The organism is Arthrobacter sp. ZGTC212 (assembly GCF_002929255.1).
Taxonomy (GTDB): domain Bacteria; phylum Actinomycetota; class Actinomycetes; order Actinomycetales; family Micrococcaceae; genus Arthrobacter_B; species Arthrobacter_B sunyaminii.
Window position 1 is genome coordinate 941,880 of the sequence record NZ_PJIJ01000001.1, and the last position, 22,080, is coordinate 963,959.

The 22,080-nt window shown below is 61.8% G+C and carries 34 protein-coding genes and 1 pseudogene; all 35 read left to right on the plus strand.

The features are described 5' to 3' along the window. A pseudogene (locus tag CXQ89_RS18300) lies at positions 1 to 1,357 on the plus strand (hypothetical protein); the annotation flags it as partial. 32 nt (positions 1,358 to 1,389) lie between these two features. Next, positions 1,390 to 1,515, plus strand: coding sequence for a hypothetical protein (locus CXQ89_RS18750; RefSeq protein WP_258059862.1), 126 nt, complete (start codon positions 1,390 to 1,392; stop codon positions 1,513 to 1,515). A 468-nt stretch (positions 1,516 to 1,983) separates the two neighbouring features. Beyond that, positions 1,984 to 2,292: a 30S ribosomal protein S10 gene (gene rpsJ, locus CXQ89_RS04605; protein WP_003803825.1), complete on the plus strand. Its 309-nt coding sequence runs from the start codon at positions 1,984 to 1,986 to the stop codon at positions 2,290 to 2,292. Positions 2,293 to 2,309: 17 nt separating this feature from the next. Beyond that, positions 2,310 to 2,966 carry a 50S ribosomal protein L3 gene (gene rplC / locus CXQ89_RS04610; protein WP_104052738.1) on the plus strand — a complete coding sequence of 219 codons (657 nt, stop codon included), beginning with the start codon at positions 2,310 to 2,312 and terminating at the stop codon, positions 2,964 to 2,966. 4 nt (positions 2,967 to 2,970) lie between these two features. Beyond that, positions 2,971 to 3,585 carry a 50S ribosomal protein L4 gene (gene rplD, locus CXQ89_RS04615; RefSeq protein WP_104052737.1) on the plus strand — a complete coding sequence of 205 codons (615 nt, stop codon included), beginning with the start codon at positions 2,971 to 2,973 and terminating at the stop codon, positions 3,583 to 3,585. Next, complete coding sequence (gene rplW / locus CXQ89_RS04620) at positions 3,582 to 3,887, plus strand: 50S ribosomal protein L23 (protein WP_104052736.1); 306 nt, start codon at positions 3,582 to 3,584, stop codon at positions 3,885 to 3,887. The genes rplD and rplW overlap by 4 nt, the downstream gene beginning before the upstream one ends. Before the next feature lie 30 nt (positions 3,888 to 3,917). After that, entirely contained in the window at positions 3,918 to 4,757 is an 840-nt protein-coding gene (rplB, locus tag CXQ89_RS04625) for a 50S ribosomal protein L2 (protein WP_104052735.1), read from the plus strand. A 12-nt stretch (positions 4,758 to 4,769) separates the two neighbouring features. Next, positions 4,770 to 5,051, plus strand: coding sequence for a 30S ribosomal protein S19 (gene rpsS, locus CXQ89_RS04630; protein WP_104052734.1), 282 nt, complete (start codon positions 4,770 to 4,772; stop codon positions 5,049 to 5,051). Positions 5,052 to 5,089: 38 nt separating this feature from the next. After that, positions 5,090 to 5,455: a 50S ribosomal protein L22 gene (gene rplV, locus CXQ89_RS04635; protein ID WP_104052733.1), complete on the plus strand. Its 366-nt coding sequence runs from the start codon at positions 5,090 to 5,092 to the stop codon at positions 5,453 to 5,455. Continuing rightward, positions 5,456 to 6,298, plus strand: a complete 843-nt coding sequence (gene rpsC, locus CXQ89_RS04640; RefSeq protein ID WP_104052732.1) for a 30S ribosomal protein S3 — start codon at positions 5,456 to 5,458, stop codon at positions 6,296 to 6,298. It abuts the gene before it with no gap. Beyond that, on the plus strand, positions 6,299 to 6,715 hold the full coding sequence (rplP, locus tag CXQ89_RS04645; RefSeq protein WP_104052731.1) for a 50S ribosomal protein L16: 417 nt from the start codon (positions 6,299 to 6,301) through the stop codon (positions 6,713 to 6,715). Between the two features lie 2 nt (positions 6,716 to 6,717). Continuing rightward, positions 6,718 to 7,050 (plus strand): 50S ribosomal protein L29, encoded by a 333-nt coding sequence (gene rpmC / locus CXQ89_RS04650; protein WP_104052730.1) that lies wholly within the window; start codon positions 6,718 to 6,720, stop codon positions 7,048 to 7,050. Next, positions 7,047 to 7,352, plus strand: coding sequence for a 30S ribosomal protein S17 (gene rpsQ / locus CXQ89_RS04655; RefSeq protein ID WP_104052729.1), 306 nt, complete (start codon positions 7,047 to 7,049; stop codon positions 7,350 to 7,352). Before rpmC ends, rpsQ begins: the two co-directional genes overlap by 4 nt. Before the next feature lie 353 nt (positions 7,353 to 7,705). After that, positions 7,706 to 8,074: a 50S ribosomal protein L14 gene (rplN, locus tag CXQ89_RS04660; protein WP_055239356.1), complete on the plus strand. Its 369-nt coding sequence runs from the start codon at positions 7,706 to 7,708 to the stop codon at positions 8,072 to 8,074. Between the two features lie 3 nt (positions 8,075 to 8,077). Further along, positions 8,078 to 8,437: a 50S ribosomal protein L24 gene (gene rplX, locus CXQ89_RS04665; protein WP_104052728.1), complete on the plus strand. Its 360-nt coding sequence runs from the start codon at positions 8,078 to 8,080 to the stop codon at positions 8,435 to 8,437. Further along, positions 8,437 to 9,006, plus strand: coding sequence for a 50S ribosomal protein L5 (rplE, locus tag CXQ89_RS04670; protein ID WP_104052727.1), 570 nt, complete (start codon positions 8,437 to 8,439; stop codon positions 9,004 to 9,006). Before rplX ends, rplE begins: the two co-directional genes overlap by 1 nt. 90 nt (positions 9,007 to 9,096) lie before the next feature. Beyond that, on the plus strand, positions 9,097 to 9,495 hold the full coding sequence (gene rpsH, locus CXQ89_RS04675) for a 30S ribosomal protein S8 (protein WP_104052725.1): 399 nt from the start codon (positions 9,097 to 9,099) through the stop codon (positions 9,493 to 9,495). Positions 9,496 to 9,513: 18 nt separating this feature from the next. Further along, a complete protein-coding gene (rplF, locus tag CXQ89_RS04680; RefSeq protein WP_104052724.1) occupies positions 9,514 to 10,050 on the plus strand; it encodes a 50S ribosomal protein L6 in 537 nt (178 codons plus the stop codon). 2 nt (positions 10,051 to 10,052) lie between these two features. Then, on the plus strand, positions 10,053 to 10,436 hold the full coding sequence (gene rplR / locus CXQ89_RS04685; RefSeq protein ID WP_104052723.1) for a 50S ribosomal protein L18: 384 nt from the start codon (positions 10,053 to 10,055) through the stop codon (positions 10,434 to 10,436). A 29-nt stretch (positions 10,437 to 10,465) separates the two neighbouring features. Next, complete coding sequence (gene rpsE / locus CXQ89_RS04690; RefSeq protein WP_181032224.1) at positions 10,466 to 11,143, plus strand: 30S ribosomal protein S5; 678 nt, start codon at positions 10,466 to 10,468, stop codon at positions 11,141 to 11,143. Further along, a complete protein-coding gene (gene rpmD, locus CXQ89_RS04695; RefSeq protein ID WP_104052721.1) occupies positions 11,143 to 11,355 on the plus strand; it encodes a 50S ribosomal protein L30 in 213 nt (70 codons plus the stop codon). Before rpsE ends, rpmD begins: the two co-directional genes overlap by 1 nt. A gap of 1 nt (position 11,356) precedes the next feature. Beyond that, positions 11,357 to 11,821, plus strand: coding sequence for a 50S ribosomal protein L15 (gene rplO / locus CXQ89_RS04700; protein ID WP_104052720.1), 465 nt, complete (start codon positions 11,357 to 11,359; stop codon positions 11,819 to 11,821). A 253-nt stretch (positions 11,822 to 12,074) separates the two neighbouring features. After that, positions 12,075 to 13,385 carry a preprotein translocase subunit SecY gene (gene secY, locus CXQ89_RS04705; RefSeq protein ID WP_104052719.1) on the plus strand — a complete coding sequence of 437 codons (1,311 nt, stop codon included), beginning with the start codon at positions 12,075 to 12,077 and terminating at the stop codon, positions 13,383 to 13,385. After that, a complete protein-coding gene (locus tag CXQ89_RS04710) occupies positions 13,382 to 13,954 on the plus strand; it encodes an adenylate kinase (RefSeq protein ID WP_104052718.1) in 573 nt (190 codons plus the stop codon). The genes secY and CXQ89_RS04710 overlap by 4 nt, the downstream gene beginning before the upstream one ends. Positions 13,955 to 13,969: 15 nt before the next feature. Next, positions 13,970 to 14,800, plus strand: coding sequence for a type I methionyl aminopeptidase (map, locus tag CXQ89_RS04715; RefSeq protein WP_104052717.1), 831 nt, complete (start codon positions 13,970 to 13,972; stop codon positions 14,798 to 14,800). 255 nt (positions 14,801 to 15,055) lie between these two features. Further along, entirely contained in the window at positions 15,056 to 15,277 is a 222-nt protein-coding gene (gene infA / locus CXQ89_RS04720) for a translation initiation factor IF-1 (RefSeq protein WP_055239372.1), read from the plus strand. Positions 15,278 to 15,361: 84 nt separating this feature from the next. Then, on the plus strand, positions 15,362 to 15,475 hold the full coding sequence (gene rpmJ / locus CXQ89_RS04725; protein WP_012397712.1) for a 50S ribosomal protein L36: 114 nt from the start codon (positions 15,362 to 15,364) through the stop codon (positions 15,473 to 15,475). 158 nt (positions 15,476 to 15,633) lie between these two features. Beyond that, positions 15,634 to 16,011: a 30S ribosomal protein S13 gene (rpsM, locus tag CXQ89_RS04730; RefSeq protein WP_104052716.1), complete on the plus strand. Its 378-nt coding sequence runs from the start codon at positions 15,634 to 15,636 to the stop codon at positions 16,009 to 16,011. 67 nt (positions 16,012 to 16,078) lie between these two features. After that, entirely contained in the window at positions 16,079 to 16,480 is a 402-nt protein-coding gene (gene rpsK, locus CXQ89_RS04735; RefSeq protein WP_104052715.1) for a 30S ribosomal protein S11, read from the plus strand. 186 nt (positions 16,481 to 16,666) lie between these two features. After that, complete coding sequence (locus CXQ89_RS04740) at positions 16,667 to 17,677, plus strand: DNA-directed RNA polymerase subunit alpha (RefSeq protein ID WP_104052714.1); 1,011 nt, start codon at positions 16,667 to 16,669, stop codon at positions 17,675 to 17,677. A gap of 66 nt (positions 17,678 to 17,743) precedes the next feature. After that, complete coding sequence (gene rplQ, locus CXQ89_RS04745) at positions 17,744 to 18,286, plus strand: 50S ribosomal protein L17 (protein ID WP_104160437.1); 543 nt, start codon at positions 17,744 to 17,746, stop codon at positions 18,284 to 18,286. 37 nt (positions 18,287 to 18,323) lie between these two features. Further along, a complete protein-coding gene (locus CXQ89_RS04750) occupies positions 18,324 to 19,265 on the plus strand; it encodes a tRNA pseudouridine(38-40) synthase TruA (RefSeq protein WP_104160438.1) in 942 nt (313 codons plus the stop codon). 242 nt (positions 19,266 to 19,507) lie between these two features. Beyond that, a complete protein-coding gene (gene rplM / locus CXQ89_RS04755) occupies positions 19,508 to 19,951 on the plus strand; it encodes a 50S ribosomal protein L13 (RefSeq protein WP_104052711.1) in 444 nt (147 codons plus the stop codon). A 40-nt stretch (positions 19,952 to 19,991) separates the two neighbouring features. Further along, positions 19,992 to 20,489 (plus strand): 30S ribosomal protein S9, encoded by a 498-nt coding sequence (rpsI, locus tag CXQ89_RS04760; protein WP_104052710.1) that lies wholly within the window; start codon positions 19,992 to 19,994, stop codon positions 20,487 to 20,489. Between the two features lie 225 nt (positions 20,490 to 20,714). Then, complete coding sequence (glmM, locus tag CXQ89_RS04765; protein ID WP_104160439.1) at positions 20,715 to 22,079, plus strand: phosphoglucosamine mutase; 1,365 nt, start codon at positions 20,715 to 20,717, stop codon at positions 22,077 to 22,079. The last annotated feature ends 1 nt before the right edge of the window (position 22,080 follow it).

Consider the following 22,080-nt stretch of genomic DNA (forward strand, 5'->3'; position numbering starts at 1 on the left):
CGGCAGTGTGGGACTGGGGCAGCTGGTACCGGTTGCTCAGTGGGGGAGCATCGCGGTGCTGGCTTTGCTGCCCCTGGTCTACTTCCAAATTGCAGGCAGCGGGACTCAGCGCCATGTTGTGGCACTCTGCTTGGTGCTGCTCCTGAGCGTGTCCCTGGCGGCTTTCCGAAAGGACCGGAACGGCAACGCCCTGTATGCCGGCGTCTATGCCCTGGGACTGCTTCCCGTTGTGCTGGCACCTGTCATCCAGTTCAGCAGCGGAGGAGTCCTGGGCAAGGGGACCGGAGCCGCCGAGTCGCCCATCTCCGTGGACGCTGCCTGCGTGGCCCTCCTGGTGCTTGGGGCAGCAGCGCTCTTCGGCGAGTGCCGGAAAGAGGCCGGGCGAAACGTCCGCAACCCCTTTCTTGTTGCCGCCGGCGGCTATCCCGTTCTGGTGCTGGCACTGGCCGTCTGGGAAAGACAGGCGTTGTTTGACGGATTGGCCCTGTTGCTTCTGGCCGCAGGGTTTCTCGGTGTTTCTTTCACCCGTAAGCTTCCGTGGCTCGCTGCTGCAGCATCGGCGGGAGTCCTGGCTGCTTCGTTCCTGCTTTACGGATGGATCATCCGTGACATTCTGGAGATCGCATTCCTGCCCGGCTCCGCGCAGTTGTGGCCGGGTTTTTCAGCTGCCGTGGTGCTGTACGCGGTACGGACTGTGTGCTCCGTCCTTCCACAGAATCCCGACGCCGTGCTGCGGCAACGCATTTTAGGCTCCAGCGCGTCTCTCATCGCCGCGGGCGCAGGAGTCGCGGCCATGTCCACGGACAACGCCTCAGCGCTTTACGGTTCCGTGGTCCTGATCTGCGCTCTGGCGGCAGCAGTCCTGGAAGTACCGGCCGAGCGGCGGGAGGATGCGGGGGAAGCCGGTGCCCTCGTGGGTGCACTGGCACTGCAGCGCATCATCTGGTTCTTCGTTGAAGACACCGGCTGGTTCTGGGCACTGCAATTCTGGGTGGTGTTTCTGGCAGCGCTTGCCGTCTACGAGTTCTACCGCCGCCGCAGCGCGCGGGGAGCAGTTGTCCTGTCAGCCTCCGCGGCGCTGCTGTCCGCTACCGGTTTGACCACGGTAGTCAGCGGGAACGCCGGCGAGCAGGTGTGGGCACTGGTGGCGCATACTGGCCTGCTGGCGTTCGGCGTCCTCGCCAGCCGGCGGCTGTTCACGGTTTGGGGCGCCGCCGGAGTTGCCCTTGCTGTGCTCTGGTATCTGCGCGGCTACACGTTCCTGCTGCTTGCGCTCCTGGCCGCAGCCCTCATTGCCCTGGCTGTCTGGAGGCTGAACCGGGTGCGTTCGGACTCAGCAGGAGAACCCGCATCCTAGAGGCTGACCCGCGTCTGGTTTAGGATCGAGAAATGGAACTACTGATCATCCTTGCCGTTGTTGTGGCTGTCGCAGGCGCCGTCGTGTGGGGTCGGCGGACCTTCCGCCGTGAACTCGACCGGGGCAAGCGCATCCGCCGTTCCAACCGCAGGCCCTGAGCCTGGTTTTCCGTGGGCCCCGGCCTGCGCTAAACTGGGGAACGTTGACTTGTTATACGCCGCGGACCATCGCGGCTGATCTGCTTGGCAGCAGAACGCCGATTGGCGGATTCTGCGCTGTTCTGGCAGACTAGAGAAGTTGTTCAAGCGCTTTTGTGCCCGCATGCGCCGTCCGGTCCGAATGGATCGGCCCCAAGCGTGTGATGAGATTGCGTCCCGGTCAGGATAATGCCTGATGCAGGGGCGGATCCTTTAGGGGAAAAGCCCATATATAACCCACCCCCATTCTTGCCAGGGCGTCGCAGATGCAACATCCGCGACACGCCCGAGCGCGGGGGTCGGAGCCTCGGCAGGGTGAGGAACCCGGATTTATCCGGATTCAGTCTGTTGGAGGAGTGCCAGGCCGTAAAGGCAGCTAGGTACAAAAACTGTACAGAGAGCAATACTCGAAGAAAGAGGCACGACGCCATGGCGGGACAAAAAATCCGCATCCGGCTGAAGTCGTATGACCACGAGGTCATCGACGTATCAGCACGGAAGATCGTTGAGACGGTCACGCGTGCAGGCGCAACGGTAGTAGGCCCCGTGCCGCTGCCCACGGAAAAGAACGTGTACTGCGTTATCCGTTCGCCGCACAAGTACAAGGACAGCCGCGAGCACTTTGAAATGCGCACGCACAAGCGTCTGATCGACATCATTGACCCCACGCCTAAGGCCGTTGACTCGCTGATGCGTCTTGACCTGCCTGCAGACGTGAACATCGAAATCAAGCTGTAGGGGGGGAGCAGATACATATGTCTACTTCACTTACACGCCAGGTCAAGGGCCTTCTGGGTACCAAGCTGGGCATGACTCAGGTCTGGGACGAGAACAACAAGCTCATCCCGGTGACCGTTGTCCAGGCTGACTCAAACGTTGTTACGCAGCTGCGCAACGCGGACAAGGACGGCTACACCGCCGTTCAGATCGGCTACGGCCAGATCGACCCGCGCAAGGTGACCAAGCCGCTGGCCGGCCACTTTGAAAAGGCAGGCGTCACGCCTCGCCGCCACGTTGTTGAACTGCGCACCGCAGACGCCGACACCTACGAGCTGGGCCAGGAACTCTCTGTTGAGATTTTCGAAGCCGGCCAGAAGGTCGACGTCACCGGAACCTCCAAGGGCAAGGGCTTCGCCGGTGTTATGAAGCGTCACGGCTTCCACGGCGTCGGTGCCTCCCACGGTGCACACAAGAACCACCGTAAGCCCGGTTCCATCGGTGGCGCATCCACCCCGGGCCGCGTCTTCAAGGGCGTTCGGATGGCAGGCCGCATGGGCGCCGTCCGCCACACCACGATGAACCTCACGGTTCACGGTGTGGACGCCGAGAAGTCGCTCCTGCTGATCAAGGGTGCCATTCCCGGCGCCCGCGGCCAGGTCGTCCTCGTACGCACCGCCGTGAAGGGAGCTTAGTCTCATGGCTAACGAAACCACTGTTGAATTCCCCGCAGCACTCTTCGACGTTCAGACGAACGTTCCGCTTCTGCACCAGGTTGTAGTTGCTCAGCTTGCAGCTGCCCGCCAGGGTACGCACAAGACGAAGACCCGCGCAGAGGTCTCCGGTGCAGGCCGCAAGCCGTTCAAGCAGAAGGGTACCGGCCGCGCCCGTCAGGGTTCCATCCGTGCTCCTCACATGACCGGTGGTGGCGTGGTTCACGGACCGACGCCCCGCGACTACAGCCAGCGCACCCCCAAGAAGATGATTGCCGCCGCACTCCGCGGTGCACTCTCGGACCGGGCACGCAACGGCCGCATCCACGTGCTGGAAACCCTGGTAGCCGGCGAAACGCCGTCCACCAAGGCTGCTCGTGAGTCCCTGCGTTCGCTGACCGAACGCAAGAACATGCTCGTTGTTATCGAGCGCGCCAACGACGTTGCTGCACTGTCCGTGCGCAACCTCACCGATGTTCACGTGATCTATGTAGATCAGCTGAACACGTATGACGTGCTGGTTGCCGACGACGTGGTCTTCACCAAGGCTGCCTACGACGAGTTCGTCGGCAAGAACACTGTCAAGGAGGACGCCAAATGAGCGCGACCACCGCTAAGGACCCTCGCGACGTAGTGCTTGCACCCGTCGTTTCGGAAAAGAGCTACGGCCTGATCGACGAAGGTAAGTACACCTTCCTGGTCGACCCCCGCTCCAACAAGACCGAGATCAAGCTGGCCGTGGAGAAAATCTTCTCCGTCAAGGTCGACTCGATCAACACCATCAACCGTGCCGGTAAGCGCAAGCGGACCAAGTTCGGATGGGGACAGCGCAAGAACACCAAGCGCGCCATTGTCACCCTGAAGGACGGCACAATCGACATCTTCGGCGGTCCGCTCAGCTAGGGCGGAGACCACTTTAACGAGGAATAAATAATGGGAATCCGTAAATACAAGCCGACTACACCGGGCCGTCGCGGCTCGAGCGTAGCCGACTTCACCGAAATCACGCGGTCGACGCCGGAAAAGTCGTTGGTACGCCCGCTGCCCAAAAAGGGCGGCCGTAACAACACCGGTAAGATCACGACCAGGCACAAGGGTGGTGGGCACAAGCGTCAGTACCGTCTGATCGACTTCCGCCGCCACGACAAGGACGGCGTCGACGCTCGCGTTGCCGAGATCGAATACGATCCGAACCGTACCGCCCGCATTGCACTGCTGCACTACGTTGATGGCACCAAGCGTTACATCATTGCTCCGAACAAGCTCAAGCAGGGCGACCACGTAGAGGCCGGCGCCGGCGCTGATATCAAGCCCGGCAACAACCTGCCCCTGCGCAACATCCCCGTGGGTACCACCATCCACGCAGTTGAACTGCGTCCGGGCGGCGGTGCCAAGATGGCCCGCTCCGCCGGTGCATCGGTTCAGCTTGTTGCCAAGGAAGGCCGCTTCGCCCAGCTGCGTCTGCCTTCCGGCGAAATCCGTAACGTCGACGCCCGTTGCCGCGCAACGGTCGGCGAGGTCGGCAACGCCGAGCAGTCCAACATCAACTGGGGTAAGGCCGGCCGTATGCGCTGGAAGGGCGTACGCCCGACCGTCCGCGGTGTCGCCATGAACCCGGTCGACCACCCGCACGGTGGTGGTGAAGGTAAGACCTCCGGTGGACGCCACCCGGTCAACCCGAACGGTAAGCGCGAAGGCCGCACACGCCGCCCCAATAAAGAGAGCGACAACCTCATTGTGCGTCGCCGTCGTTCCGGCAAGAACAAGCGATAGGAGCCTGGAAACATGCCACGCAGCCTGAAGAAAGGCCCCTTCGTCGACCAGCACCTGTTCCTTAAGGTAGCGGCCGAAAACGAAAAGGGCACCAAGAACGTCATCAAGACGTGGTCCCGTCGTTCGATGATCATCCCCGACATGCTCGGGCACACGATCGCCGTACACGACGGACGTAAGCACATTCCGGTGTTTGTCACCGAGTCGATGGTCGGGCACAAGCTCGGCGAATTCGCTCTGACGCGGACATTCCGCGGCCATGTGAAGGACGACCGCAAGGGCAAGCGCCGCTAGGCGCTGCTCTTTCGGCAGAAGACGAGAGAAGGAAAGCAATGGAAGCCAAGGCAATTGCGCGTCATATCCGCGTAACGCCTATGAAGGCCCGGCGCGTCGTCAACCTTGTTCGTGGCAAGCAAGCGAATGAGGCTCTGGCAATTCTGAAGTTTGCCCCCCAGGCAGCTTCGGAGCCGGTATTCAAGGTAGTTCAGTCGGCCATGGCCAACGCACGTGTCCTCGCGGACCGTGACGGTGTGGCCTTCGATGAGGGTGACCTCTTCATCAGCGAAGCATTCGTTGACGAAGGGCCCACCATGAAGCGGTTCCAGCCCCGTGCACAGGGCCGCGCGTACCGCATCAACAAGCGGACCAGCCACGTCACTGTGGTTGTCGCAACCCCCAAAATCGAGGAGGAACGCTAAGTGGGACAGAAGGTTAACCCGCACGGGTTCCGACTCGGCATTACCACTGACCATGTATCGCACTGGTTTGCTGACAGCAACAAGCCGGGCCAGCGCTACAAGGACTTCGTCCGCGAGGACATCAAGATCCGTCAGCTGATGTCCACCGGCATGGACCGCGCCGGCATCGCCAAGGTTGAGATCGAGCGCACCCGTGACCGTGTCCGCGTGGATATCCACACGGCTCGTCCGGGCATCGTCATCGGTCGCCGCGGCGCCGAAGCAGACCGCATCCGCGGCGAGCTGGAGAAGCTCACGGGCAAGCAGGTTCAGCTGAACATCCTCGAGGTCAAGAACCCCGAGATGGAAGCACAGCTTGTTGCCCAGGGCGTTGCTGAGCAGCTCTCTTCCCGCGTGGCTTTCCGCCGTGCAATGAAGAAGGCTATCCAGTCCGCACAGCGTGCAGGTGCAAAGGGTATCCGTATCCAGTGCTCCGGCCGTCTGGGCGGCGCTGAAATGAGCCGTTCGGAGTTCTACCGCGAAGGCCGTGTGCCCCTGCACACCCTCCGCGCGCAGATCGACTACGGCTTCTTCGAAGCCAAGACCACCTTCGGCCGCATCGGTGTGAAGGTTTGGATCTACAAGGGTGACGTTACCGCCAAGGAACTGGCTGCACAGCAGGCTGCTGCACCGTCCCGCGGACGTTCCAGCGACCGTCCGGGCCGCGGCCCGGCCGATCGCGGAGACCGTGGCGGCGACCGCCGTCGTCGTCCCGAGCGTGCCGACAAGGCCGCCGCGCCTGCTGCTGCAGAGGCTCCGGCCGCTGAGGCAGCCGCTCCCGCAGCAGAAGGAGGACAGGCTTAAATGCTTATCCCACGTCGAGTCAAGTTCCGCAAGCAGCACCACCCGGGTCGTTCCGGCGCTGCTACCGGCGGCACCGCAGTCAGCTTTGGCGAGTGGGGTATTCAGGCTCTGACGCCTGCATACGTCACCAACCGTCAGATCGAAGCTGCACGTATTGCCATGACGCGCCACATCAAGCGCGGCGGTAAGGTCTGGATCAACATCTACCCTGACCGTCCGCTGACGAAGAAGCCGGCCGAAACCCGCATGGGTTCCGGTAAGGGTTCTCCGGAGTGGTGGGTTGCAAACGTGAAGCCGGGTCGGGTTCTCTTTGAGATCTCCGGTGTTAATGAAGAGGTAGCTCGTGAGGCACTGCGCCTGGCGATCCATAAGCTGCCGTTGAAGGCACGCATTGTGCGTCGCGAGGGTGGTGAATAGAAATGGCAATTGGTTCAAAGGAACTGGCATCGAAGCAGCTTGACGGCTTCGATAAGGACCGTCTCGTCGAGGAACTTCGCAAGGCCAAGGAAGAGCTGTTCAACCTCCGCTTCCAGTCCGCAACCGGCCAGCTGGAAAGCCACGGCCGTCTGCGCGTAGTGAAGCGCGACATCGCACGCATCTACACCGTGCTGCGTGAGCGCGAGCTGGGGATTCGTCCCGAGGTTGTTGCTCCCGTTGAGGAAGCAGCTCCTGAAAAGGCAGCGAAGAAGTCCAAGAAGAAGGCTACTGAGTCTGAAGCTGAAGCCAAGGTCGCTGAGGATGATGCCAAATGAGTGAAAACAAGAATGAGGCAGCAGTGACAACTGACGCAAACGGCGCCGATGCCCGCGGGTACCGGAAGACCGCACGCGGCTACGTGGTTTCGGACAAGATGGATAAGACCATCGTTGTCCAGGTTGAAGACCGCGTGAAGCACGCCCTGTACGGCAAGGTGCTTCGCCGCACTTCGAAGCTCAAGGCCCACGACGAGCAGAATGCTGCCGGCGTTGGAGACCTCGTGCTGGTCTCGGAAACCCGGCCGCTCTCCGCTACGAAGCGGTGGCGCCTGGTCGAGATCCTCGAAAAGGCCAAGTAACAAAGAAGTACATCCGGCCGGCCGCCGGTGAGCTGATCCTCTCGGGATGAGCTCGCCGGCAACCGCCATCCGGCGACAGGGCCCCGGCCGCGTTATCATCCGATTTCGCATCCGGGGCCCTTTCGCGGTAAACTTGAAATCTTGTCTGTGCGGTGCGGAAGTGTGTCCAGTTTTGGACTGAACATCCTCACCGCCGTATGAGACAAAAGCCCGATAATCTTGTTCGGCACTTTGCCGCGGCCAGCCGCGGTTCGCCCCTGGCGGGGAAGTGCTGAGTACCAGTATTACGGGGTCCACCCATATCCGTTCCGCAAGGCTCAATTTGAGAACCGGCGCGACGACAGGAGTAATAAGTGATTCAGCAGGAGTCGCGACTGAAGGTCGCCGACAACACGGGTGCCAAGGAAATCTTGACCATCCGCGTTCTCGGTGGATCCGGCCGTCGCTACGCAGGCATTGGCGACACCATTGTTGCCACCGTCAAGGATGCAATTCCCGGCGGCAACGTCAAGAAGGGCGATGTGGTCAAGGCCGTCATCGTTCGTACCAAGAAGGAACGCCGCCGCCAGGACGGTTCCTACATCAAGTTCGATGAGAACGCTGCAGTGATCTTGAAGAATGACGGAGACCCCCGCGGTACCCGCATCTTCGGCCCGGTCGGCCGCGAACTTCGCGACAAGAAGTTCATGAAGATCATTTCGCTGGCTCCGGAGGTGCTGTAGTCCATGGCAAAAATCAAAAAGGGTGACCTGGTTCAGGTCATCACCGGTGCAAAGGCTGACCGCGGCGGCGACCGCGGCAAGCAGGGCAAGGTTCTGAAGGTTTACACCGACACCAACCGCGTTCTGGTTGAAGGAATCAACACTGTCAAGAAGCACACCAAGGTTGGACAGTCCTCCAAGGGCTCCAAGACCGGTGGCATCGAAACCGTTGAGGCTCCCATCCACGTTTCCAACGTCGCAGTCGTTGACCCGGAAACGAAGAAGCCGACCCGCGTTGGCTACCGCCAGGAAATCGTCGAAAAAGACGGCCGTGAGCGCACTGTGCGTATCCGCGTCGCCAAGGGCTCTGGGAAGGACCTCTAATGACTGAGACTGTCACCAAGACCGTCCCCCGTCTGAAGACCCGCTACGCAGCGGAGATCAAGAAGACCCTGCAGGACGAATTCAACTACGCAAACGTCAACCAGGTTCCCCGCCTCGTCAAGGTGGTTGTGAACATGGGTGTTGGAGATGCCGCCAAGGACTCCAAGCTCATTGACGGCGCAGTCAAGGACCTGACCCAGATCACGGGTCAGAAGCCGCAGGTTACGAAGGCCCGCAAGTCCATCGCTCAGTTCAAGCTGCGCGAAGGCATGCCCATCGGCTGCCACGCAACTCTGCGTGGAGACCGCATGTGGGAATTCGTGGACCGCCTGGTTACCCTCGCCCTGCCGCGTATCCGCGACTTCCGCGGCCTGAACGGCAAGCAGTTCGACGGCAACGGCAACTACACGTTCGGCCTGACCGAACAGTCGATGTTCCACGAAATCGATCAGGACAAGATCGACCGCGTACGCGGCATGGACATCACCGTGGTTACCACTGCAAAGACCGATGACGAGGGACGCGCGCTGCTGAAGGCGCTCGGCTTCCCGTTCAAATCCGAAGATTAATTACTACGTAACAGGTCCGACGGACTCCCGGCCAGGTGCGCCTGAGCCGGAACTCCGCAGGAAACCGTTACGAGGGAGGGCAAGAGCCCAATGACAATGACAGATCCTGTCGCAGACATGCTTACGCGTCTGCGCAATGCAAACTCGGCATACCACGATTCCGTGTCCATGCCTTACAGCAAGCTCAAGGCACGCGTTGCTGACATCCTGAAGGCCGAGGGCTACATTGCCGGCTGGAAGGAAGAAGAGGCCGTCGTCGGCAAGAAGCTGACCCTTGATCTCAAATTCGGTCCGAACCGCGAGCGTTCCATCGCCGGCGTGCGTCGTATCTCCAAGCCCGGTCTGCGCGTATACGCAAAGTCCACCAACCTGCCGCGTGTTCTCGGTGGTCTGGGAATCGCAATCCTGTCGACGTCGTCAGGTCTCCTGACCGACCGCCAGGCCGCCAAGAAGGGTGTAGGTGGGGAAGTCCTCGCCTACGTCTGGTAGCAGGGAAGGGAAAGAAAAATGTCACGTATTGGACGTCTGCCCATCTCGGTTCCTGCCGGAGTTGAAATTTCCGTTGACGGCAACCTTGTCTCCGTCAAGGGTGCCAAGGGCGAGCTGAGCCACACTGTGCCCAGCCCGATCACTGTCACGCTCGAAGACAACACCATCACCGTTGCCCGCCCGAACGACGAGCGCGAATCCCGTTCCCTTCACGGCCTGACCCGCACCCTGATCAGCAACATGATCACCGGTGTGACCGAAGGCTACAAGAAGGACCTGGAAATCGTTGGTACCGGTTACCGCGTAGTGGCCAAGGGTTCGGACCTCGAGTTCGCTCTGGGCTACAGCCACCCGGTTCCGGTCACGGCACCCGAGGGCATCACGCTTACCGTCGTGGGCCCCACGAAGGTCACAGTGTCCGGCATCGACAAGCAGCAGGTGGGCGAGGTTTCGGCCAACATCCGCAAGCTGCGCAAGCCCGATCCCTACAAGGGCAAGGGTATTCGTTATGCCGGCGAGATTGTCCGCCGCAAGGTCGGAAAGGCTGGTAAGTAACCATGGCCATCAGCATTAACAAGAAGCGTAATTCCAAGAGCAAGTCGGCTGCACGCAGCCGTCGCCAGCTGCGCATCCGCAAGCGGATCTCCGGTACCGCGGCTCGTCCGCGCCTGGTGGTCAACCGCTCGGCCCGCCACGTATTCGTCCAGGTTGTCGATGACACCCGCGGCGTAACCGTTGCATCGGCTTCCACCATGGAAGCTGACCTGCGCGCACTGGACGGCGACAAGACTGCCAAGTCCAAGCGCGTTGGCGAGCTCGTTGCCGAGCGTGCCAAGGCTGCCGGCGTTGAAGCCGTTGTCTTCGACCGCGGTGGCAACCGCTACCACGGCCGTATCGCGGCCGTTGCAGACGGCGCACGCGAAGGTGGGCTGTCACTGTGACCGAGGCTAACAAGGAAAAGGAAAATCAGGTGACTGAAGCTACAGCTGCTGAGGCAACTGAGACCAAGGACGCCGCCGCTCCCGCCACTGACGACCGCCGCGGCGGACGCAAGGGCGAGCAGCGCTCCGACCGTGGAGGCCGCGGCGAACGCGGTGGCCGCGGTGGCCGCGACGGCGGACGCAACGATGAGAAGGACAAGTTCATTGAACGCGTCGTGACCATCAACCGCGTCGCCAAGGTTGTCAAGGGTGGTCGTCGCTTCAGCTTCACCGCCCTCGTTGTTGTCGGAGACGGCAACGGCATGGTTGGTGTCGGCTACGGCAAGGCCAAGGAAGTTCCCTCCGCAATCGCGAAGGCCGTTGAAGAAGCCAAGAAGACTTTCTTCCGCGTCCCGCGTATCGGTGGAACCATCCCGCACCTGGTCCAGGGCGAAGCTGCTGCAGGCGTTGTCCTGCTGCGTCCGGCTTCCCCGGGTACCGGTGTTATCGCCGGTGGTCCGGTCCGCGCCATTCTCGAATGCGCCGGTATCCATGACGTACTGTCCAAGTCGCTCGGGTCCTCCAACGCCATCAACATCGTGCACGCCACGGTTGATGCGCTGAAGCGCCTCGAAGAGCCTCAGGCAGTGGCTGCCCGCCGCGGCCTGCCGCTGGACGAGGTTGTGCCTGCTGCGATGCTCCGCAACATGCAGAAGGCAGGTGCCTGATGACTACTCCGAAGAACGTTGCCGTCAGCACGGCAACACTGAAGATTACTCAGATTAAGTCCACCATCGGTGGTAAGCAGAATCAGAAGGACACGCTGCGCTCATTGGGCCTGCGGCACATCGGTGCTACCACCGTTCGTACTGCAGACGCCGTGACCGTTGGCATGATCAACACGGTTCCGCACCTCGTGAAGGTTGAGGAGGCGAATTAACATGGCCGAAGAAAACAACAACGAGCACGCGCTCAAGGTTCACCACCTGCGTCCGGCACCCGGTGCCAAGACGGCCAAGACCCGTGTTGGCCGCGGTGAAGGTTCCAAGGGTAAGACCGCAGGCCGCGGTATGAAGGGCACCAAGGCCCGTTACCAGGTCAAGGCCGGTTTCGCTGGCGGGCAGCTGCCGCTGCACATGCGCCTGCCGAAGCTGCGCGGCTTCAAGAACCCGTTCCGGGTCGAGTTCCAGGTTGTAAACCTGGACAAGATCTCGGAGCTGTTCCCCGAAGGCGGCGACGTCACCGTTGCCGATCTGGTGGCCAAGGGCGCCGTTCGCAAGAACCAGCCCGTCAAGGTCCTGGGCTCCGGCGACATCACCGTCAAGGTGAATGTCACGGCGGATGCCTTCTCCGCCAGTGCGGCTGAGAAGATTGCCGCTGCAGGCGGATCGACCACGGCGCTCTAAGCACTGTGTCTGATTCGTGCAATGACTTCGGGCGGCCGGGAGACCGGCCCCCGGCAGTCGTCTGCACGGCGAGCAGGACTACGACTAAACTCTTGGCGGGCCGCCCTGCGGCCCGCCGGGGGTTTAGTTTTGTTTAAGGCACTACTACGCCGCGGGCCCCGTTAACGTTCTACGGGGCATGAGCGGATAGACTCTGTTTTTGTTACCAGTCCATTTGGACTTCACCTACTTCAGATCTCATTCAGGAGGACGCTTGCTTAGCGCTATTGGCCGGGCTTTCCGGACGCCAGACCTGCGACGCAAGCTGTTGTTTACGCTGGGAATCATCACTATCTTCCGCATGGGTGCTTTTATCCCGGCCCCGGGTGTTGACTACGGCAATGTGCAGCAGTGCTTGGCTCTGGGTGCCACTTCAGGTGGCCTCTACGAATTCGTTAACCTCTTTAGCGGCGGCGCCCTGCTGCAGGTCTCCATCTTTGCCCTGGGCATCATGCCGTACATCACCGCCAGCATCATCGTTCAGCTGCTGCGCGTCGTGATTCCCCACTTCCAGGCCCTCTACGAGGAAGGGGCCCAGGGACAGTCCAAGCTGACGCAGTACACGCGTTACCTGACCATCGCCCTTGGCCTGCTTAACGCCACCACCGTTGTCTCCCTGGCCCGCACAGGAGCGCTGTTCAACAACGCCTGCTCCGTGCCGATCATCCCGGATGACAACATCATCACCATCCTGCTGCTCATCATCACGCTGACAGCCGGCACCGGCCTCATCATGTGGATGGGTGAACTGGTCACCGAAAAGGGCGTCGGCAACGGCATGTCCCTCCTGATCTTCACCTCGATCGCCGCAGGCTTCCCGAGCTCGCTCGGCGCCATCCTCAGTGCGCAGGGCTGGACCGTCTTCCTTGCCGTTCTCGCCATCGGCGTCCTGGTGGTTGCCCTCGTCATCTTTGTCGAGCAGTCCCAGCGCCGCATTCCGGTGCAGTACGCCAAGCGCATGGTGGGCCGCCGCACCGTCGGGGGCACGAACACCTACATTCCCATCAAGGTCAACATGGCCGGCGTCATCCCGGTGATCTTCGCGTCCTCCATGCTGTACCTGCCGTCGCTGATTGCCCAGTTCAACACCCCTGCCAACGGCGCACCGCCGGAGTGGGTCATCTGGATCAACAATTACCTCACCAGCGGCGACCATCCGTTCTACATGGCCGTCTACTTCCTGCTGATCGTGTTCTTCACCTACTTCTACGTGTCGATCACCTTCAACCCGGAGGAAGTCTCGGAAAACATGAAGAAATACGGCGGCTTCATTCCCGGCATCCGGGCCGGCCGCCCCACCGCCGAATACCTGCAGTACGTGCTGTCCCGCATCACCCTGCCCGGCGCCCTCTACTTGGGTTTTGTTGCCCTCATTCCGCTGATTGCTCTGGTGCTGGTCGGAGCTAACGCGAACTTCCCGTTCGGCGGAACCTCGATCCTCATCATGGTTGGTGTGGGACTCGAAACAGTCAAACAAATTGACGCGCAGCTCCAGCAGCGTCACTACGAAGGGTTATTGCGATGACAAGAATGCTCATTATCGGACCTCCCGGCGCCGGCAAAGGCACACAGGCGGCCCGGATCTCGGAGCGGCTTGGGGTCACTGCAATCTCCACCGGCGACATCTTCCGCGCCAACGTCAAGAATGAAACACCCCTTGGCATCGAGGCCAAGAAGTACATCGACGCCGGAAACTTTGTGCCGGATTCCGTCACCAATGAAATGGTCCGGGCGCGGCTGCAGGAAGACGACGTGAAAGACGGGTTCCTCCTGGACGGCTACCCCCGCACTGCTGCGCAGGTTGAAGAGCTGGACGACATCCTGGCCGGGAAGGGCCAGAAGCTCGACGTCGTCCTGCAGCTGACGGCCGACGACGAGGAACTCGTTCAGCGCCTGCTCAAGCGGGCAGAACTTGAAGGCCGCGCCGACGACAACGAGGACGTCATCCGGCACCGTCTGGACCTGTACAAGGCCCAGACCGCCGACGTCGTCGCCAGCTACGACAAGCGAGGCATCGTGGCCCGCGTTGACGGACTGGGCGGCATTGACGATGTCACCGAGCGCGTCATGGAAGCCCTCAAAGATATTTGCTAGAGAGTTAGAAGAGATATGTTCGGCCAGCCTCGAATCCAATACAAAACCAATGCGCAGATGCGCATCATGCGCGAGGCCGGCCTCGTGCTGATCCGGGCGCTTGACGCCGCCGTAGAGGCCGCGGTGGTTGGTGCAACCACAGCGGACATCGACGCTGCGTTTGCCGCGGTGCTCAAGGACGCGGGGGCAACCTCGAACTTCCTGGGCTACCACGGCTACCCGGCAACGGTCTGCGTGTCGGTGAACGAGGAAGTGGTTCACGGCATTCCGGGGGAGCGGATCCTCACAGACGGGGACATCCTGTCGATCGACGGGGGAGCCGTGGTTAACGGCTGGCACTCGGACTCGGCGCGCACCGTCATTGTGGGCACCGCGGATCCCGAGGACCAGCGGCTGTCCGACGTCACGGAGCAGGCCATGTGGCACGGCATCGCTGCCGCAGCCAAGGGCCGGTTTGTCGGCGACATCGGAGCGGCCATCGATGACTACGTTTCTTCGGTTCCGGGCAAGCCGCTCGGGATCCTGGAGGACTATGTGGGTCACGGCATCGGTACCGAGATGCACCAGGCGCCGGATGTGCTCAACTACCGGACCTCGCACAACGGTCCCAAGCTCCGGCCCGGACTGTGCCTGGCCATCGAGCCGATGCTGGTCCGCGGCAAGATTGAGACCGTCACGCTGGAGGACGACTGGACGGTGGTTACCACCGACAAATCCCGAGCCTCGCAGTGGGAACACTCGGTGGCGGTTCATGAGAAGGGAATCTGGGTCCTGACCTCCCCCGATGGTGGAGCCGCAAAGCTGGCTCCGCTGGGCGTGACGCCGGTGCCGATTCCCGAAGAATGATTGCTGTACCCGGTCCCCGTTCGCGGGGACCGGGGGCGGCAGGCGGGGTGGGATTTAACTTAATCCCCCTTGTCGAGTAGAGTTATCTGTTGGTTGTCTCTATATTCGTGCCCTTTTCCAAGCACGCGGGCCGCTGTTCAAGCGGCCGGCAGTGCGGACTTCGCCTCAGTTGGCGGGGGCAGGAAGCATCCGGGAGAACCAAAGACATAAACCGTCCTGCGCGTATGCGCATGGACACAGACGTTAGCGGAGGATATGGCCAAGAAAGACGGCGTCATTGAGATTGAGGGCTCGGTCAACGAAGCCCTGCCCAACGCGATGTTCCGCGTTGAGCTGGCCAACGGCCACATTGTGCTCGCACACATCTCGGGAAAGATGCGTCAACACTACATTCGCATCCTCCCCGGAGACCGCGTTGTGGTGGAACTTAGCCCGTACGACCTCACCCGGGGCCGTATCGTCTACCGCTACAAGTAAAAACCGCCGCAAACAGCCGGCGTTCCGGACAGTTGGAACGCCTGCCGCCAGCGGCCCAACCCTGCAACCACGCAAAGGATAACCATGAAGGTCCAGCCGAGCGTCAAGCAGATCTGCGATAAGTGCAAGGTGATTCGCCGTAACGGTCGAGTCATGGTGATCTGCGAGAACCCGCGCCACAAGCAGCGCCAGGGCTAATTTCCTGCTTTCAGGGACGGCCCACGCGTAGTAGTAATTTGAATATGGCAGTGCAGCGTTGATACGCGTAACGCATACCCCCGGCACGGAGGCCGGGGACCTGGCAACAGGGACGCACTGCTTCAGACCTCCGGTGAAACAAGAGGAGAACCGCCGATATGGCACGTCTCGCTGGCGTTGACATTCCCCGCGAAAAGCGGGTAGTGATTGCGCTTACCTATATCTACGGCGTGGGCAAGACCCGTGCAGACCAGACCCTGGCAGAGACCGGCATCAGCCCGGATACTCGCGTCAAGGACCTCACGGACGCTGAACTTGTTCAGCTGCGTGACTACATCGAGGGCAACTTCAAGGTTGAGGGTGACCTCCGCCGCGAGGTAGCCGCTGACATCCGCCGCAAGGTGGAAATCGGCAGCTACCAGGGTATCCGCCACCGTCGTGGCATGCCCGTTCACGGCCAGCGCACGAAGACCAACGCTCGTACCCGCAAGGGCCCGAAGCGTACGGTTGCCGGTAAGAAGAAGGCCGCCCGCTAAACCTAGCGGTGTGAGGCCACGGCCCCTTTAGCGGGCCACCTAAACCAAACTCTTTGTAGGAGAAGCAATGCCCCCCAAGACTCGTGGAGCGGTCCGCAAACCGCGTCGCAAGGATAAGAAGAATATCGCGCTGGGCCAGGCGCATATCAAGAGCACGTTCAACAACACCATCGTGTCCATCACGGACCCGTCCGGTGCTGTTATCTCATGGGCTTCCGCCGGTGAGGTTGGCTTCAAGGGCTCTCGCAAGTCCACCCCGTTCGCTGCGCAGATGGCTGCTGAAGCCGCTGCAAAGCGCGCCCAGGAGCACGGCGTCCGCAAGGTCGACGTCTTCGTCAAGGGTCCGGGATCCGGCCGCGAAACCGCTATCCGTTCGCTCCAGGCCACCGGCCTGGAAGTTGGCTCCATTTCGGATGTCACCCCGAGCGCGCACAACGGCTGCCGTCCCCCGAAGCGCCGCCGCGTCTAAGCAGCACTTGCGGTACCGGTAATATCCGGCGGGCGGTCCACCCTTCGGGGCGGGCCGCCCATCGGACGCCTCCGGCTCCGGGCACGTGGCTGCCAGCCGTCCAAGACGCCCGCGGAAGACCCGTCGTCGTCGTTTCCACCATTTGTGTTGCGTCATATAGCGGACGCTCGCTGAAAGGAAATGCAAGTGCTCATTGCACAGCGCCCCACCCTCACTGAAGAAGTCGTAGCGGACAACCGTTCACGGTTCATCATCGAACCGCTGGAACCCGGTTTCGGCTACACCCTCGGCAACTCCCTCCGCCGTACGCTCCTGTCCTCGATCCCCGGTGCTGCAGTAACCAGCATTCGGATCGACGGCGTGCTGCACGAGTTCACCACGGTTCCGGGTGTGAAGGAAGATGTCACTGAGATCATCCTGAACGTCAAGAACCTGTCGGTCTCCTCCGAGCACGACGAGCCCGTTGTCGCCTACCTGCGCAAGCAGGGCCCCGGCGTCGTAACGGCTGCGGACATCGCTCCGCCGGCCGGCGTGGAGTTCCACAACCCGGATCTGCACATTGCCACCCTGAATTCGAAGGGTAAGTTCGAGCTCGAACTGACCATCGAACGCGGACGCGGCTATGTTTCCGCCAGCCAGAACAAGTCCGGTGACCAGGAGATCGGCCGCATTCCGGTTGACTCCATCTACTCGCCGGTCCTGAAGGTGACCTTCCGCGTGGAGGCCACCCGTGTTGAACAGCGCACCGACTTCGATCGCCTGATCGTTGACGTTGAGACCAAGGATGCCATTGCACCGCGCGACGCCGTCGCCTCTGCCGGCACCACCCTGGTTGAACTGTTCGGCCTGGCCCGTGAACTGAACAGTGCTGCTGAAGGTATTGAAATCGGCCCGAGCCCCACGGATGCCGCCCTGGCAGCCGACATGGCTCTGCCGATCGAAGACCTTGAGCTCACGGTGCGTTCCTACAACTGCCTCAAGCGTGAAGGCATCCACACTGTGGGTGAACTCGTTGCCCGCTCCGAGGCTGACCTGATGGACATTCGCAACTTCGGTGCAAAGTCCATTGATGAGGTAAAGGCAAAGCTGGTCGAGCTCGGTCTGTCCCTGAAGGATTCCCCTCCCGGATTTGACCTGGCCGCCCGTGCCGCAGCTATTGAAGAGGACGAGTCCGAATACTCGGACGACGAGCTCTAACACACGCAAAATATTGCCGTCCGGGCCACAAGAGCTCCGTTCGGCACCGTTTGAGGAGAAAATGTAATGCCTACACCCACCAAGGGTAAGCGCCTCGGAGGCAGCCCGGCCCACCAGCGCCTGATGCTGGCGAACCTGGCTGCCCAGCTGTTCGAGCACAAGCAGATCACCACCACGGTGACGAAGGCCAAGCGCCTGCGTCCCTACGCCGAGCGTCTGATCACGTTCGCAAAGCGCGGAGACCTGTCTTCCCGCCGCCGCGTCCTGGGCCTGATCTCGGACAAGGGTATTGTCCACGAGCTCTTCACCGACATTGCTCCGGCAGTCGAGAAGCGCGACGGCGGCTACACCCGCATCACCAAGATCGGCAACCGCAAGGGCGACAACGCTCCCATGGCTGTCATCGAACTGGTTCTCGAACCCCTCTCGGCCAAGCAGGCCGTAGTGGCTGAAGCTGAAACCGCTGCTGCTGTTTCCGCTCCGGTCGAGTCCGCTGAATCTGCAGAGTCCGCCGAATCGGCCGACTCCGCTGAGTCCGCAGATTCCGCTGAGTCTGCCGACTCCGCAGATTCCGCTGACGAAGCAGTGGAAACCGAAGAGAAGAAGTAATTTTCGCTTCAGCACTCAGTCCCTTAATATTGAGGGCATGAGTATCGAGAGGCCCGCCGTACCTTCCCAGGACGGCGGGCTTTTTCGTGTCCGGATGGACCTGTCCTACGACGGCGCGCCGTTCTACGGCTGGGCCTGCCAGGACGGCCTGCCAACGGTTCAGGGAAGCCTTGAGGCGGCCCTGGAGGTATTGATCAGGAGGACTGTCCGGGTAACCGTCGCCGGACGCACGGATTCCGGCGTCCATGCCCGCGGGCAAGTGGTCCATTTCGACCTCACCGGCCCCGAATGGGCGGGGTTGCCCCGCGGAGCAGCCCTTACCCCGGAAGAGGCCCTCATCCGGCGCCTGCGCGGCATCCTGAACAAGGACCTCACCATGCCGCTGCGCAAGGCGAAAGCCTCCAAACGCGCCATCCACGCCATGGAGGGAGCTATTGCGGTCCATTCGGCTTCCCTGGCGCCGGAGGGGTTCGACGCGCGCTTCTCGGCACTCTGGCGCCGATACAGCTACCGGATCGCAGACCGTGAAGCCGGCCGCGATCCGCTGACCAGGGCAGTGACCCTGTGGCATGACTTTTCCCTCGATGAGCACCGGATGAACGCAGCTGCCGATACAGTTCTGGGTGTTCGGGATTTCCTGTCTTTCTGCAAGCCGCGCACCGGTGCCACCACGGTTCGGGAGCTCCAGGAGTTCTCCTTCCTCAGGCGGCCCGACGGCGTCATGGAAGCGCATCTGCGCGCCGATGCCTTCTGCCACAACATGGTGCGCTCCCTCGTAGGGGGCGCCATCCTCGTGGGAGCGGGGGAGCGGCCCCCGGAATGGCTGGCCACGAGACTCCAGGCACGGGTCCGGGATTCCAAGTCGCTGCTTGCCCCTCCGCATCCGCTGATCCTGGAAGAGGTCCGGTATCCGCCGGAGGCCGAAATGCAGCTGAGGGCGGAGAATACGCGCGCCAGGCGTGCCATCCCCGGTTTTTGACCTGGCCCGGGAAGCAGGCTATTGTTTATAGTCGTTGTGCGTGTCCTACCTCGATAGGTCTATGCCCACGGGAGCGGCTCAGTTGCAGAGCCACCTGGCCCCGGGGAAATAGCCGAGTACATCAGGACCACTGGTTACATCAGTCCTCACCTGACCATCCGGTAAACGCATAGAGAAGCTGCGGAACATGTGGCATCCATATGGTCCGCGCCACCTAAGAAGAAGAAACGAAGGCAAACACCGTGCGTACGTACACCCCGAAGCCCGGCGACATCAACCGCCAGTGGCACGTCATTGACGCCACCGACGTTGTCCTAGGCCGTCTTGCCAGCCAGACCGCAACACTGCTGCGCGGAAAGCACAAGCCGACCTTCGCTCCCCACATGGATATGGGCGATTTCGTCATCATCATCAACGCTGAGAAGGTTGCCCTGACCGGCGCCAAGCTCGAACAGAAGCGTGCCTACCGCCACTCGGGTTACCCGGGCGGTCTGTCCTCCGTCAACTACGCAGAACTGCTGGAGTCGAATCCGGTACGTGCAGTTGAGAAGGCCATCCGCGGCATGCTGCCCAAGAATTCCCTGGCTGCACAGCAGATCAGCAAGCTCAAGGTCTACCGCGGTGCAGAGCACCCGCATGGAGCCCAGCAGCCCAAGACCTTCGAAATCACCCAGGTCGCCCAGTAGTTCTGGCCCCGCCAACTAAAGAATTAATTCAAGGAGAATCGTGGCTCAGAACACTGAAGAGCTGAATGAATCAACCGAGGAGCTTTCCAGCTACACCTCGGAAACCCCTGATGCAGCCGAGGCTGCTGTCAAGGAACGCCCGGCACTGACGGTCTCCGGCTCTGCCGTTGGCCGCCGCAAGCAGGCAATTGCCCGCGTGCGCGTTGTCCCGGGCACCGGCAAGTGGCTGGTAAACGGCCGCGAGCTGGCTGCTTACTTCCCGAACAAGCTGCACCAGCAGGACGTCAACGAGCCCTTCAAGGTCCTGGACCTCGACGGCGCCTACGACGTTATCGCCCGCATCCACGGTGGTGGCCCCTCCGGCCAGGCCGGTGCGCTGCGCCTGGGTGTTGCTCGTTCGCTGAATGAGATCGACCGCGAGAACAACCGCCCGACCCTGAAGAAGGCCGGTTACCTGACTCGTGACGCCCGCGTCATCGAGCGCAAGAAGGCCGGTCTCAAGAAGGCCCGTAAGGCACCGCAGTACTCCAAGCGCTAATTCAGCGCTTCTCCAAGCGCCGAGGCGTTTGGACCAAAAGGCCGTCCGCATCAGCGGGCGGCCTTTTGGCGTTTTTGGACGTGATCTTCGACGCGGAAACCGTGTACTTTCGCCCCGCTTGCGCAGGCCACTTAGTAGGCCGAGCCAATCCAGTGGCACAATAGCCCAGTGGGCCGCCCCGTTCGGCGGCCTCATGCCCTGCCCCCTGTTTGAGGATTATGTGCGATGACTAGATTGTTTGGAACCGACGGCGTCCGTGGCCTGGCCAATGGCCTGATCACCGCCGAAGTGGCCCTGGGCCTGGCGCAGGCGGCCGCCGTCGTTTTGGGGCACCGGCGTGTAGAAAACGGCCGCAGGCCGGTTGCGGTAGTAGCCCGTGATCCCCGAATCAGCGGAGACTTCATCTCGGCGGCCGTGGAAGCCGGACTGGCCAGCTCCGGCGTGGACGTCTTTGATGCCGGCGTGCTCCCCACCCCGGCAGCGGCCTTCCTGGTCGCGGACCTGAATGCAGACTTTGGCGTGATGATTTCCGCATCGCACAATGCAGCCCCGGACAACGGCATCAAATTCCTGGCGCGCGGCGGGCAGAAGCTCGACGACGCCGCTGAAGACGACATTGAAACTGAGATGTCCAAGCCGAACCTGCGGCCCACCGGAGCCGAAGTCGGCCGGATCCACCGCTTTGCGGACGCGGAAGACCGGTATGTCATCCACCTGCTGCAGACACTGCCGAACCGGCTTGACGGACTGAAGGTGGTACTGGACTGCGCCAACGGTGCCGCCAGCGGCTGTTCTCCCCAGGTCTTCGCGGACGCCGGTGCCGAGGTAATTGTCATTGGTGCGGATCCGGACGGGATCAACATCAATGACGGCTGCGGCTCAACGCACCTGGAGAAACTGCAGGCTGCGGTCTTGGAACACGGCGCGGACATGGGCGTTGCCCACGACGGCGACGCCGACCGCTGCCTCGCCGTGGACCATGAGGGCACGGTCGTGGACGGCGACCAGATCATGGCGATCATGGCGGTCTCCCTGAAAGCAGCCGGCAAGCTCAAGGACGACGCGCTGGTGGCGACCGTCATGAGTAACCTGGGCCTGAAGCTTGCGCTGAGGGAAGCCGGCATCAGCGTGCGGGAAACCGGAGTGGGGGACCGGTACGTCCTGGAAGGCATGCGCGAAGGCGGCTACAGCCTGGGCGGCGAGCAGTCCGGGCACGTCATTTTCTCCGAGTACGCAACCACGGGCGACGGTGTCCTTACCGGCCTGCAGCTCGCCGCGCAGGTCAAGCGGACCGGACGTACGCTCAAGGAACTGGCCGGCATCATGACCAAGCTTCCCCAGGTCCTGATCAACGTCAAGGGCGTCGACAAGGCTGCCGTGGACAGCAACGAGGCTGTCCGGCAGGCCGTAGCGGATGCCCAGTCAGTCTTGGGGGAGACGGGCCGGGTCCTGCTGCGCCCCTCGGGAACCGAGCCCCTGGTCCGCGTGATGGTTGAAGCGGCGGACATGGAGACTGCGGCCTCGATTGCCTCCAAGCTTGCAGAGACTGTCGAGAACAATCTCGCGTTGGAGCCCTTCGCCCGGGCATGAC